13 protein-coding genes and 1 other annotated feature are annotated in these 14,512 nt (G+C 26.3%); of the genes, 1 reads left to right on the top strand and 12 read right to left on the bottom strand.

All coding sequences use genetic code 11. The features are described 5' to 3' along the window. Window positions 1-316: 316 nt before the first annotated feature. A complete protein-coding gene (gene hpt / locus BN7997_RS03925) occupies window positions 317-835 on the bottom strand; it encodes a hypoxanthine phosphoribosyltransferase (RefSeq protein ID WP_071119570.1) in 519 nt (172 codons plus the stop codon). A 187-nt stretch (window positions 836-1,022) separates the two neighbouring features. On the opposite strand from hpt, the gene BN7997_RS03920 reads away from it, so the two are divergent. Continuing rightward, window positions 1,023-2,099, top strand: a complete 1,077-nt coding sequence (locus BN7997_RS03920) for a pyridoxal phosphate-dependent aminotransferase (RefSeq protein WP_071119569.1) — start codon at window positions 1,023-1,025, stop codon at window positions 2,097-2,099. 136 nt (window positions 2,100-2,235) lie between these two features. Here BN7997_RS03920 and BN7997_RS03915 read toward each other — a convergent pair whose 3' ends face one another. The 11 genes from BN7997_RS03915 to BN7997_RS03865 all read right to left on the bottom strand — a co-directional run bounded on the left by BN7997_RS03915 (window position 2,236) and on the right by BN7997_RS03865 (window position 14,478). Continuing rightward, entirely contained in the window at window positions 2,236-3,441 is a 1,206-nt protein-coding gene (locus BN7997_RS03915; RefSeq protein WP_071119568.1) for a dicarboxylate/amino acid:cation symporter, read from the bottom strand. A gap of 294 nt (window positions 3,442-3,735) precedes the next feature. Continuing rightward, on the bottom strand, window positions 3,736-4,125 hold the full coding sequence (locus BN7997_RS03910; RefSeq protein ID WP_071119567.1) for a YkvA family protein: 390 nt from the start codon (window positions 4,123-4,125) through the stop codon (window positions 3,736-3,738). Between the two features lie 71 nt (window positions 4,126-4,196). Continuing rightward, on the bottom strand, window positions 4,197-5,201 hold the full coding sequence (asnA, locus tag BN7997_RS03905; protein ID WP_071119566.1) for an aspartate--ammonia ligase: 1,005 nt from the start codon (window positions 5,199-5,201) through the stop codon (window positions 4,197-4,199). A gap of 127 nt (window positions 5,202-5,328) precedes the next feature. After that, window positions 5,329-5,576 (bottom strand) — a binding site (T-box leader). 214 nt (window positions 5,577-5,790) lie between these two features. Further along, window positions 5,791-6,813 carry a LacI family DNA-binding transcriptional regulator gene (locus BN7997_RS03900; RefSeq protein WP_071119565.1) on the bottom strand — a complete coding sequence of 341 codons (1,023 nt, stop codon included), beginning with the start codon at window positions 6,811-6,813 and terminating at the stop codon, window positions 5,791-5,793. Between the two features lie 180 nt (window positions 6,814-6,993). Further along, window positions 6,994-8,706 carry a phosphoenolpyruvate--protein phosphotransferase gene (gene ptsP / locus BN7997_RS03895; RefSeq protein WP_071119564.1) on the bottom strand — a complete coding sequence of 571 codons (1,713 nt, stop codon included), beginning with the start codon at window positions 8,704-8,706 and terminating at the stop codon, window positions 6,994-6,996. Window positions 8,707-8,775: 69 nt separating this feature from the next. Continuing rightward, window positions 8,776-9,036, bottom strand: a complete 261-nt coding sequence (locus BN7997_RS03890) for an HPr family phosphocarrier protein (RefSeq protein ID WP_071119563.1) — start codon at window positions 9,034-9,036, stop codon at window positions 8,776-8,778. A 133-nt stretch (window positions 9,037-9,169) separates the two neighbouring features. Then, on the bottom strand, window positions 9,170-10,381 hold the full coding sequence (locus BN7997_RS03885) for a patatin-like phospholipase family protein (RefSeq protein ID WP_071119562.1): 1,212 nt from the start codon (window positions 10,379-10,381) through the stop codon (window positions 9,170-9,172). Window positions 10,382-10,497: 116 nt separating this feature from the next. Then, a complete protein-coding gene (locus BN7997_RS03880) occupies window positions 10,498-10,842 on the bottom strand; it encodes a hypothetical protein (protein WP_143023160.1) in 345 nt (114 codons plus the stop codon). Between the two features lie 58 nt (window positions 10,843-10,900). Next, window positions 10,901-12,598, bottom strand: a complete 1,698-nt coding sequence (locus BN7997_RS03875) for an N-6 DNA methylase family protein (protein WP_071119560.1) — start codon at window positions 12,596-12,598, stop codon at window positions 10,901-10,903. A 49-nt stretch (window positions 12,599-12,647) separates the two neighbouring features. Further along, window positions 12,648-13,556, bottom strand: coding sequence for a patatin-like phospholipase family protein (locus tag BN7997_RS03870; protein WP_071119559.1), 909 nt, complete (start codon window positions 13,554-13,556; stop codon window positions 12,648-12,650). Between the two features lie 100 nt (window positions 13,557-13,656). Further along, entirely contained in the window at window positions 13,657-14,478 is an 822-nt protein-coding gene (locus BN7997_RS03865) for an N-acetylmuramoyl-L-alanine amidase family protein (RefSeq protein ID WP_071119558.1), read from the bottom strand. Window positions 14,479-14,512 lie beyond the last annotated feature (34 nt).

The following is a 14,512-nucleotide window of genomic DNA, read 5'->3' as shown; positions in this document are numbered from 1 at the left end:
TTCCTCCTTTTTATTTACTCTTACAATATTAAACCCTCCACCAATGGCAAGGTCAATATTTATATTTTTTAATATTTCTATTTTAACTAAACTTATTTCTTCATTGTATTTTATAAATACCTCATTTAATCAACATCTAATATTTTAAATAATAATATTTAACTATAAAAATAAGTTAATTAACATGTTCCTCTAAAAAATTCCATAGTTAAGTAGTTCATTTTTATAATTATATATTTATAATTATCCTTAAATTTTTATAAAAAAAATCCGTATTACTAATTTATAATACGAATTTTATATTTTTAATTTATTTTTAAACTGTAACTGAACCTATATAAGGTAAATTTCTATATTTTTCTGCCCAATCTATTCCATATCCAACAATAAATTTATCTTCTATTACAAACCCAACATAATCAACTGGTATATTTGAAGTTCTTCTTTCAGGCTTATCTAATAGCGTACATAATTTTAATGATTTAGGATTTCTTATTTCTAACTCTTTTACTAAATTACTTAAAGTAAGTCCTGAATCTATTATATCCTCTACAATTAATACATTTTTTCCTGCTATATCAACATCTAAATCTTTTAATATTCTAACTGTCCCTGAACTTTCAGTTCCATTTCCATAACTTGAAACACTCATAAAATCTATATTTACATCTAAATTTATCTTTCTTATTAAATCAGAAACAAATACACTGGCTCCTTTAAGTATACCTACTACTAATAATTGTTCTCCTTCATAATCTTTTTCTATTTGCTTTGCTAGTTCTTCTACTTTTTTAGCTATTTCTTCTTCAGATATCATTACATCTATAGTTGCCATTTTCCCTGTCTCCTTTACGTATATTATAATAACCTTAGTATATCATATCTATGTAAATAATAGAATATTTTTATTTAATTTTAATATATAATTCGTATCAGTTGTAATTAAGTAGTATAATTTGGAATAATGATATATTTATATTATAATTTATATATGTAAATAATAATTTTAGGATGGTGATTATGTGAAAGTAAATCATGGTGCAAATTTATATGATTTATCTAGTCAATATGGATTTTCAAAAGAAGATTTTATGGACTTTAGTTCTAATATAAATCCTTTTGGATCATCAAAACTAGCTAAAAAATATGTAGTAAATAACATAGATAAAGTATCAGTATACCCTGACCCTGAATATATAGAACTAAAAACTTCTATATCTAATTACTGCAACTGTTCAATAGATAACATACTTTTAGGTAGTGGTGCTACAGAATTAATATCTTCTTTTATAGAAACTATTAATCCTAAAAAGTCGTTACTTTTATCTCCTGCTTATTCAGAGTATGAAAAGGAATTATCTAAAATAGGATGTAATATAACTAAATATTTTTCAAAAAAAGAATGTGATTTTAATATAGATGTAGACAAGCTTATAGAAACTATAAATAAAGATAATTATGAGTTAATCGTTATATGTAATCCTAATAATCCCACAGGATTTACTTTTACTAAAAATGAAGTAGAAAAAATATTAAATAGTACTAACTCTTTTGTTATGGTGGATGAAACATATATAGAGTTTACAAATATGTCTATTTATTCATCTACTTCATTAGTTGATAAATATAAGAATTTATTTGTTATAAGAGGCACTTCTAAGTTCTTTTCAACTCCTGGTATAAGACTTGGTTATGGACTAATTTCAAATAATAAAATAAAATGTGAAATGAACTCTAACCTTGATTTATGGAATATAAACATTTTCGCATCTATGATGGGTGAAGTGATGTTTAATGATAGTGAATTTATAGAAAGTACATATTCTTTAATGACAAAAGAAAGAGATTATTTAATAAATGAACTTAGTAAATTCGCTGATTTAAAAATTTATAACAGCCAAGGCAATTTTATATTATGCGAAATAAAATCAAAATCACTTACAGCTAAAGAAGTTAGAGAAAAACTTATACCTGAGCGAATTATAATAAGAGACTGTGTATCATTTGATGGTTTAGATGAATACTTTTTCAGAGTCTGTATTCTGAAACCAGAGGAAAATAAATTATTAGTTGAGAATTTAAAGAAAATTTTTAAATAAAAATTTTTCCTTGCCCATTTCGTCAACGATATATCGTTGATAAAATCAATGATCAGATTACAAGTTATCTACAGCATATATATTTTATAATACCTTAATATAAAGAGAGTGTAGATTAAATCCACACTCTTTTATATTAAGCAACTTTATTATCTGCTTTTTTACTCCACTTTTTATTTAAATGATCTACAACTGCTGCTATAGCATTATCTCCTGATACGTTTGCTGCAGTTCCAAAACTATCTTGCGTTAAGTATAATGCTATCATTAGACTTGCAAGACCACCATCAGATGGTATACCTATCATTGGTAAAAATGGAAGTGCACTCATTATAGCTCCCCCCGGTGCTCCTGGTGCTGCTACCATTGCTATTCCTAACATTAATATAAATGGAAATACTGTTGAAAATCCATGATCCATACCATTCATCATAAGTACTGCAACAGCAAATGATGTAACAGATATTATACTTCCTGATAAGTGAATTGTTGCGCATAAAGGTACACAAAATTCTCTTATTTCTTTACTAACACCATTATTTTTAGCACATTCAACATTTACAGGTATTGTAGCTGCTGAAGATTGAGTTCCTACAGCTGTTAAGTATCCTGGTATTTGATTCTTTAACATCTTTAAAGGATTCTTACCAGTTACAAATCCTGCCGTTGTAAATTGTATTATTAAATATACTATATGTAATGGTATTACTACTAAATATACCCTCCAGAATATACTTAATATATTCCACACTTGTCCTGCATATGTTATATTTGCAAATGTTCCTGCAATATAAATCGGTAATAAAGGTATTATTATTATTGATAAAACTTTTGTTATTATTTCTTGGAATTCTTGGAATAGATTATATAATATTTCCCCTTTATCATTATTTCTAAGCGCTGATATTCCAAGACCCATAGTAAATGAAAATACTATTGCTGCTGTTACATCTACCATTGGTGATAATGGTATTGTAAATATAGGTTCTAGCATTCCTGCTTCTGGATCTCCTATTTGTGATGCTACACTTGGATCTATGAAAGATGGGAATATCAACGATGCTACTATAAATGCTAATGTCCCTGCTACTATTGTTGATCCATAAGCTATTCCTGTTGTAACCCCTAATAATTTTCCAGCTCCTGTTGCAAGATCCGCTATACCTGCAGTTACAAATCCTATTATTATAAATGGGATTACGAACTTTAAGAACGCTGAGAATAATGAGCTTGCTGTAACTAAAACTTTTACTAAAAATTCTGGAGCAAACGACCCGATTAATATACCGGCTATGATACCTATAATTAATTTAGGAACTAATCCTATTTTCTTTTTACTCATAATTTCCCCCCCTATGATTATTCTTTTTCTTTAGAATAACAATTTTTTAACAATGTTTCAACATTTTCCTTATACTTTTTTACCCTATCTTTTTCCATATTTTTTTATTTTATTATATGTTTTAGAATAAAATTTAATTATTTATTATATCCTTCTATATAATAATTACTACAACTTGTATCATATAAGTTTATAAAAGTTATAAAGCTATTTATCTTACTTTTCTTTAAAGATTATATAAAAAATAATATTATAATTTCCTTATACGCAAAAAATGAATAGTAAAATAAATTACTATTCATCTTCATCATATATATTGTAGTTTACATTTTCTATTACATTAGGGTCTTTACTATCTTTTAAAATCTTTTTATACTTTTCTATTTCTTCATTAACAATACCTAAACTCCAAACTAATACAAAGATATCATCAATAAATCCAAACATACCTGTAATTATTTCCGGTATTAAATCTATGCCTGAAATAATATATAAAATAGCAGTTAATAGTGAAAATATTAACTTAAACTTACTAAATATATTAACTCTATTATCAGTTAAAAAATCTGGTATTTTAAAAATATTTATAAAAAATAGTAATCCAAATTTTGCATTTTTAAATCTAACTAATACTCTTTTAAATGTATCTAATATCATATCAGTAACAAATGACATTTTACTCATTTTTATCACCTCATAAGCTATATATTAAGTTATATTATAACCCATATAATAGCTTATATAAATAGGTTATTTTATAAAAGGTGTATACCTGACTGTGAACATTTTCTTATCATATCATCAGGCCACACACCAACTTGAACTTCTCCTATATGTGCTTTATTTAAGAAATACATACATATTCTTGATTGACCTATTCCACCACCTATTGTATATGGTAGTTCTCCATTTAATAATGACTTATGATAATCTAATTCTTTTCTATCATTACAATTTGCTACATCTAACTGATATTTTAAACTCTCTTCATCGACTCTTATTCCCATAGATGAAAGCTCTATAGCATTATCTAATACTGGATTATAGAATAATATATCTCCATTTAATTCCCAATCATCATAATCTGGACTTCTTCCATCATGTTTATCTCCATTATCTAATATCTTTCCTATTTGCATTAAGAATACTGCACCTTTATCTCTTACAATTTTATCTTCTCTTTCCTTAGGAGATAAATCTGGATACATATCTAATAATTCTTGAGAAGTTATAAATGTTATTTCTTTAGGAAGTATCTTTTTTATTTCAGGATATATCTCATGAACGTGTTCCTCTGTTTCTTTAAAAACTTTATATATTTTTTTTACAATTTCTTTTAGCTTTACTTTATTTCTTTCTTCTTTATCTATAATAAGTTCCCAATCCCATTGATCTACGTATATTGAATGTATATTGTCTAATTCCTCATCTTTTCTTATAGCATTCATATCTGTGTATATTCCTCTTCCAGTCTCAAATCCATACTTTTTAAGGGCTACCCTCTTCCATTTAGCTAGCGATTGTACTATTTCTACATTCTTATTTATATTTGGTACATTAAAATTTACAGCTTTTTCTACTCCATTTAAATTGTCATTTGTTCCTGTCTCAGGTAATACAAATAAAGGAGATGAAACCCTTGTTAATTTTAGTTCTTCTGAAAGTCTTTGTTCAAAATAATCCTTTAGATCTTTTATTGCTTGTTGAGTTTGTATTACTCCTAGGCTTGATTTATATTGTTCTGGTATTATTAAACACATATTATTCTCTCCTTATCATTATAATTTGAGCATGATATCATACATTTCATTCAAAACTTATTTTTAAACAAAAATCTGACCATAAATTTTTGTCCAATAAAAAAACCTTTCGTCTCTATATTAAAAATATAGGGACGAAAGGTTATACTTCCGCGGTGCCACCCTGATTAACTTAAAATTTAAGTTCTCTCATCTGTACAGATTATTCGATACAGTTCAATTTGGTAACGGATTGATACCGGCTAAGCCTACTAAATTTAAATTTCGGTTAGCAACTCCTGGATGTTCTTCAATATAGACTTCATACTGGACTCTCACCATCTCCAGTTCGCTTTGACTACATTCTATACTTACTCTTCCATTCACAGTTTTTAAATTATTTATATAAGCTAATGATAGAATATTTAATTTATTCTGTCAATTACTTTATTTTTGCTTTAATTTTGATTGTTTTAATTCGTTTTACTTAGTTTTTAAATTTAATACTTTTTAATAAGTTTAATATAAAAATAATTTTCTCTTTTAAAGTAGGAATCTTTTTCCTATTTATTAAAATTTTTAGTAAAATAATTTAAAACTTTATACTTATTTAATTACCATTAGATACACTAGATGTACTTTCTCTTATTATAAGCTGACTTGGTATTATTACCTTTTTAGTGTAAGTTCTATTATTCAATCTTTCTAGCATAAGCCCAACACATGCATTAGACATATTCTCAATGTGAACTCTCACAGTTGAAAGTGCTGGTAATGTATATCTTGAAACAAATATATCATTAAATCCAATTAAACTTATATCATTTGGTACACTTATTTTATTTTCATAAAGAGCCTTTAGTACTCCTGTTGCTATTGTATCAGTTGCTATAAAAAATGCCGTTGGTAAATTTCCTTTTTTTATAAACTCTATCATAGCAGTATATCCAGCAGATGCAGTCATGTCACAATTTATTATATAATCCTCATTTAATATATCTTTTTCTTTCATATATTCATTGTAGTACTTTAATCTTACATCCTTCTCTCTTAATTTATTATCACCTAATGTATTTCCATCACCTATATATCCGATTCTAGTGTGTCCTAAATCATATAAATAATCAAGTGCTGAAAAAACGCCCATCTTAAAATTAATTTTTACCGAATCATATTTTTCATCATCAGGAGAAGAATCTAAAAATACTATATTTGAAGAATATTCATTCATCAAATTGATTTCTTTATCTGAAAACTTTCCTATGGCTATTATTCCATCTAAATCTTTTTCTTCAAGTGATTCATAATTAAGTCCGTTATTATATAACTTTACTAGTTTTATATTATTATTGAAACATTCTTTTTCAACTGTGTTTTTTAATAATAAATAGTATGGATCCTCTAATTGCTTTGAAACATCATACATTTCAACTAATCCAATTTTATATTTATGGCTTTTTTTTATTTTATTTTTTCTTTGTGTAATAGTTTTATATTCTAAATCTTCTGCTGCCTCAAATATTTTCATCTTAGTTTCGTCTAATACTAATAAGGTCTCATCATGATTTAGTACCCTTGATACTGTGCTTATGGATACACCTACCCTTTCCGATATTTCCTTTAAAGTTGCCACGTAAATTCTCCCCTTTTTATTAATTGTTATATTAATATTATAAAAAAAGGTATGATTAAATACCACATATTTTCTATTTATTGTTTAATATTTCACATAATATGTTCTATAATTTATAACTTATACTTTCATATAAATAAAAAGCCTTAAATGAATTGATAATCATTTAAGGCTTTCTTACTAAATATTGAAAGTTTTATCAACGTATTCTTTTATTTCTTTCGCTGTACCCATAGCTAATACTTCATCTGCAAATTTTTGCATATCTGCATAAGATAAAGAAGTTATTAATTTTCTTGCTGGAAGTATAGATATTGGACTCATAGAGAATTCATCTAATCCAAATCCTAAAAGTATCGGTATCATTCTTTGATCTCCTGCACTTTCTCCGCACATTCCAACCCATTTTCCTTCTTTATGAGCATTATCTATAACCATTTTTATAAGTCTTAATACTGCTGGATTAAATTGATTGTATAAATGACTTATCTTTTGGTTCATTCTGTCTACTGCACAAGTGTATTGTATAAGGTCATTAGTTCCTATTGAGAAGAAATCTACATGCTTAGCTAATACATCAGATATAACTGCTGCAGATGGTATTTCTATCATCATACCAACCTCTACATCATTAGAGTAAGCTATATTTTCTGCATCTAATTCTTTTAATACTTCTTTTATTACCTCTTTAGCATCTAATAATTCTTCAAGTGAAGATATCATAGGGAACATTATTCTTAATTTTCCATGTACACTTGCTCTGTATAAAGCTCTTAATTGAGTTTTAAATATATCTTTTCTATCTAAACAAAGTCTTATAGCTCTGTATCCTAAGAATGGATTCATTTCAGCCTCCATTTCAAAGTAAGGAAGTTCTTTATCTCCACCTATATCTAATGTTCTTATTACTATAGGTTTATTATTCATTCCTTCAAGTACTGCTTTATAAGCTTCATATTGCTCTTCTTCAGTTGGGAAAGAATCCTCTTTATCCATGTATAAGAACTCAGTTCTATAAAGTCCAACACCTTCAGCATCATTCTTTATAAGTCCTTCTACATCATTAGGACTTCCTATATTCCCTGCAAGTTCAACATGTCTACCATCAGTAGTTATTGATGCTTGTCCTTTTAATAATTCTAAAGACTTTCTGTATTCTTCAAATTCTTCTTTTAATGAAGCATATTTAGCTTTAGTTTCTTCATCAGGATTAACTCTAACTTCACCAGTATCTCCATTAAATACTATATAATCCCCATCTTTTACTTTTTTAGTTATATCATTTAATCCAACTACAGCAGCTATTTCTAATGTTCTAGCCATTATAGCTGTATGAGAAGTTCTTCCACCTATATCAGTTAAGAACCCAAGCACCATATTCTTGTTCATTGTAGCTGTATCTGATGGAGTTAAGTCGTGTGCTATTAATACAACTTCTTCATCAAGTCCTGCTAAATCAACTACTTTTATACCTAATATATGTCTTAATACCCTATTTGTAACGTCTTTTATATCTGCTGCTCTTTCTCTCATGTATTCATTGTCCATAGATTCGAACATTGCAACAAACATTTCTTTTATTTCATTTAATGCATAGTCTGCATTAACTTTTTCATCTCTTATTTTAGATATTGCAGAGCCAATTAATTCAGGATCTTCTAATACTAATAAATGAGCTTCAAATATTTCAGCTTCATGCTCTCCTAGCTCAGCTAAAGCCTTTTCCTTAACCTTAGTTAATTCTTCTTTAGATACCTTAACTGCACTCTCAAGCTTTTGTATTTCTTCATCTATATTCTCGATAGTCTTTTTTTCTATAACTAATTCACTATGCTCTATTACTAAAGCCCTCCCTAATGCTATCCCTGGAGATGCTCCTGTTCCATTATACATTACTACTCCTCCTCATTTATTTACCTTAAATATATTAAATAAACCTCGGATAAAACCGAGGTTTAATTATTATTCTCCAAATCCACCTTCGATTAATTCAACTAAAGCGTTAACTGCTGCTTCTTGATCTTCACCATTAGCAACAACTGTTAATTCATCACCTTGACCTAATCCTAAGCTCATTATACCCATTATAGATTTAGCGTTTACAGTTTTTCCTTTTGCTATTACTTCTACTGTAGATTTGAACTCAGCAGCTTTTTTAACAAACATTCCTGCTGGTCTAGCGTGTAATCCGCTTGCGTTTTTTATGCTTACATTTTTTTCCATTTGTAAAACCTCCAAAATTTATTTTTAAGTATTTATTTACTTTATTAGCTTACCTTTATTATAACTTGATTTTGGTAAAATTTCTAGTACTTTTGTTGTTTTCTATCCCTAGGGACTTTTTTTGTCCCTATATTTAGAATTGATTTGAAAAATCTTTTATAATACTATTAGTAATTACTTTTGTAAACTTATTTTTTTGCATTGGTATTATTGATTTTGTTTCATAAGTTAAGGATATATTTTTATTTTCATTTATATTTTTATTTACTACATCATAGAGTTTATGAAAATCATAAAGCTGAATTCTATTTATATTATTTTCTTCAAGCTTTTTTTCATATATACAATAGAATAAATCCTTATATGAAAAATCTTTATCTAATCCTAAATTTTCACCAAGCTTAGGTATTAAAACTTCTAATAATGTTCTTAATGTAGAATCTTTCTTTATATTAAATAAATTTAATATATTTTCTATAGTTTCTGTTTTTAAGCTTTTAAATTTATTAAAACAATACTCTTCATCAAACATATAGTCTACATTAAAATAATATTTAATTCCTTCATACCTGTCATAAGCTTTCATAGCATCTAGATATCCTAAATTTATATTTTTTTGTACATTATCCTTATCTTTATTTAAGGATCCTCCTAAATACTCTGATGGTACTATTGTTTTTATATTTATATTTTGATACTTATTTAAATTTATTTTTCCTAGAAAGTCATCAAGTAATCTTATTACTACTATATCTTCATATCCTTTTTGTTCTAGTAAAGATATTGGCATATTATCAAAAAACATTCCATCTAAAAAAAGTTTATCATCTATTCGATTTAATTGAAATATTGGTAAACTTGAACTTGCTATTAAGTAATCAATAAGCCTTTTATTTGGTATATCTTCTATGTATAATGGGTGTGGATTTATTTTTTTATCCCACCAAACTGTAACAAGACCAAAATCTTTATTAGATTTTCGTATAATATCTTCATTTAATGTTTTTTCTAATAGCTCCCTAAGTGGACTGATATCTATACCTTCATTTTTTCTAGCTTTATTTATAAGTTCTATAACACTATTTATATTTTTTGCAGTGAAATCTACATTTTTATATTTTTCATAAGTTTCTTCATCTATATTCATAAAATGAGTATAGTCATATGTTAGCCAAATATCTTCCATAATTTCTATATCATTTTGAATTATATATGCACCATTTAAGGCTCCTATCGATGTTCCTGCTACACCTTGAAACTCAATTCCTAAATCTCTTAAAGCTTTATATGCTCCTATTTGGTAAGCACCCTTAGTGCCTCCTCCCTCTAATACTAAACCTTTCATAAAATCACCTATATTAAACAAGAAAGATATATACTTAGAATATATTATAAATTATCCTGTATTTCAAGTTTAAAAGTTACTAGGTATATATCTTTCATTTTATAGTAATTATTAAATTACTTTATATCGTCTACAGATTTTACAAACTTAACTACTTTTGTAAACATTTTTTGCTCCATAGAACTTAGTGATACTGTATTCATTATATATCCTTTTGGATCTACCATATATATTTGTCTATATCCACCTTTATATAGGGCTATACAAACTGATTTTATATCATTGTCATTTTCACATTCAAATTTAGAAGGTGTAACCACTAATTTATACTGTGATTTTCTTAGACCCTTTGTCATTTGCTTATGTTTTGCTAAAAATGAATTTGCTTCTTCATTAGTTATATAGCCACTAACATCAACATACACAGTTTTTGAATTTTGATCTACCCTTGCATTAATCATATATATTCCTCCCTTTTTACACTCAAATATATTATATGTAGAAATATTATATTTGTGATTATATGCCAAGGGATCCTCTAATCAGATTATTTATTTTATACTCTAAATCACTTATATTACTTTCACCATTTTTTAGTCTCTGTAAAACTTGTTTTGATAAATCTTCTATATGTGTATAATTAGAATCCTTAAATATCTTAATTTTCATTACTTTGTTAGGATAATAGTCATATGCATTTTTACTTATCTTCTTTGCGTTTATCTTAAAATACTTATTATACACTTCAGAGTTTAATAGTCCTACTAAGTATTCGTAAGAAAAAATTTCCTCATACTCTTTATTTATATAAAATGAATATACATCTGCACTAGAAAAACTATTATTTTCATCTATGGCAAATCTATTTTCAAAAGATTTATATGGGTACATTATTTTTTTTCTTTCAAAAATAGCTTTTTCCCTTCCCCATTGAAGTTCATACCATAATCTTAATTTCTTTTTACATTCTCTTCTATTTAGCAGTCTTTCTTTATATTTCCCTATAAAATCATTTATTATTATAGGATTATCTGATTCATTTTTTATATCATTTGAGTATATTAACTTATATCTATTATCTTTAATTGTATATTTTTGAATTTCTTTATTTTTTACCCATGATTTAAGAAATCTATCATCTATAAGATTTATTTTTTCATCATCTTTATCTATTACAAAGGCTTTATCACATCCTGTTATTATACCTTGAAAACTTGTACATATATCTTCTAAAGAGTAATTGCAATAGTCTTCAATTTTATCATAAAAAGTTTTATCCTCTTTTTTAATTATTATCCAATCTTTATTTATTGTATTTTTATATAATATTAACCTTTCAAAAATATTATTTTCTATAAGTTTTTCTATGGAATGAAATTGATTTATGTCTATTGATTGATTTTTTATTCTTAGAATATTGGTACTTTGTGAATTTTTTTCTTTCTTTAATGTAGATATGCAACTAGATATTCCTATGTCTTTAAAAACTTCACATCCTAAAAAATCAATTATTTCTACTATGTTAGTAGTTTTATCTATGTAAGTTCTTAGGTCTTTAGCTGATGGGCTTTCTAAAAAGTATCTCGGAGTTATAATACTACAAACCCCATCATCTTTTAAATTATCTATTATTTTTTTATAAAAGCAAAAATATAAATCTGCTTTACCTTTATATACTTGTTTGTATTCTTTTAGTATATATTTTTTATAATCACTATCTAAATTTTTATGACCTATATACGGTGGATTTCCTATTATATAGTCAAACTTGTTATTTAATTTTATCTTTAGTGAATCTTCACAATATATGTTAAACTTATCTACTGATAATCCTTTACCTTTATCTTTAAGTCCTTGTTTTAATATATTTACTGCTTCAGCATCAATATCGTATCCATATATACAATTAGTTATTATATGGTTATGAATAGTATCATAGCTTATATAATCATCACCATATAATTCCTTTAATTCGTATAAATTTTTTTCTATTAAATCATACAAAATATCATATGCCTCTAATAAAAAATTTCCACAACCACATGATATATCTAATATTTTTGGTATCGGATTTTTAAGTATATCATGATTTTTTATAGTCTTATTAAGTATATAGTCTACTATAATTTTCGGTGTATAATATACTCCTTTACTTTTTTTTATATTTATATCTAAGCTTTCTTCATATAACTTAGATATAGCAAAAGTTTCTCCCATTTTTCTCCCCCTAAACACGACAAACACTTTTATATTTAATTATAGTATACTATATTTTATTCCATTTGTTATTTATCCAATTTATACAATCTTTTATATTATATTCCTCTGCTAATTCTAATAAATAATCCATTGATTTTGTATCATCCATTGATATGTCCTTATCCATCTTAGGATTTACTCTATAATAATTGCTATCTAATAGCTTTTTAGAAAAAATTTGACTAAGCTGAGCATTTCCTTCTAGTGTTACCGATATTATAGGTAGATCTGGATCCTTGCTTATAACCCAATCTATAGCACCCCATTTACTTGTATCTTCCTTTATACTATTGTAACAATATCCCGTTCCAAAGGATAAAAGTCTTATTTGATCCATTCTCTTTCCAAGTTCCTCATCTATAGAATATATTATACTTGCTAAACTTGGATCTGTTGCTATTATGCCTCCATCTATATGACAATCATATGATGGAAAAAATACAGGTGCTGCACTACTGGCCATTGCAACATCTACAACCCTATAATCTTCTGTTTCTGAATTTGGTAGATTATTATAAAAAATAGCTTTCCAAGAATTATATTCATTACCTACATAAAATGTTGGTATTACAACTAACTTACCTAAGTCCTTTAACTTTAAATTTTCTGGAAATACACTAAGTAGTATTTCTTTTAAGTGATTATTATCATATTTAGGTCTTGATATTTGTGAATAAGATTTATCGAATATATACTCCAGATTTTCTTTTGAATATAAATTACTTATTTCACTTGGAGTCATCCCATAAGCTAAACCTAGAGCTATTAAACTTCCTGTCGATGTTCCACTTATCATATTTGATTTTTTTACTATATTAGGAGTTTCATTTTGTATTTTTTCTAATAATTTTATACTTAAAGCCCCTCTAATTCCCCCTCCATCAAATGATAATATATTAAAAGTAGAATCACTCATAATTTTCCTCCTATTTTTATTCTACTTTAATATATGTATTTTTTTTTTATAGTTACAGGTAATATAATTTAATATATAAAAAAGATGGCATTTGCCATCTTTATTTTTTTGAGTTTGTATCTAAATATGTTAATATTCCTTGAGCTATACCTTCTGCTAAACTTTCCTGATATGCTTCATCTTTTAATTTTTTAGCTTCTTCATCATTAGATAAAAAACCACATTCAATTAATACTGCTGGCATTTTACTTTGTAATAAAACTTGGAATCTTTCTGGTTTTACACCTCTATCTCTTACATCTATATATGAAGTTATAGTTTCTTGAATTTGTTTTGCAAGTTCATATGAACCATCATTTTTTTCTTTTGTATAATAAGTTTCAAGTCCAAATGCGTCAGTTCCTCCAGTTTGACCATTTAGATGTATAGATACAAGTGCATCAACACCTTGCTCATTAGCAAGCTTTGCTCTATCTGCTAGACTTACGTATTTATCTTCATTTCTTGATATTATTACTTGCACATCTTTTTGTTTTGTTAGCTTTTGAGCCACTAATGCTCCAACTTTTAATGTTATATCTTTTTCAAATGTTATTTTATCATTGGCTATAGTTCCTTTATCATTACCTCCATGACCTGGATCTATAAGTATTGTATATTTTTTATTTATATTTTTATCTACTTCTGTCGGTAAAGTTTCATATTCATTATCTGAACTTTCAACAACATTTGAACTTTCAACAACAGATGTTTGTTTTTTATTATTACTTGTATTTTTTATTGTTGAAATTGCACTTTGTGTTAATTTAAAAGCTCCAGCAATAAACAATATAACTACTATAAATAATAATGCTAATTTATTTTTATTTATTCTTCGTTTTTTATTTCGTCTACCTCTTCTATTATTTCTTCTATTAGCCATGTTTTTGCCTCTCTAGATATATAATATTCTTTAT

The organism is Romboutsia timonensis, assembly GCF_900106845.1.
Taxonomy (GTDB): Bacteria; Bacillota; Clostridia; order Peptostreptococcales; family Peptostreptococcaceae; genus Romboutsia; species Romboutsia timonensis.
Note: the sequence above shows the minus strand (reverse complement) of the source record. Positions and strands in the feature narration are given on the sequence as shown.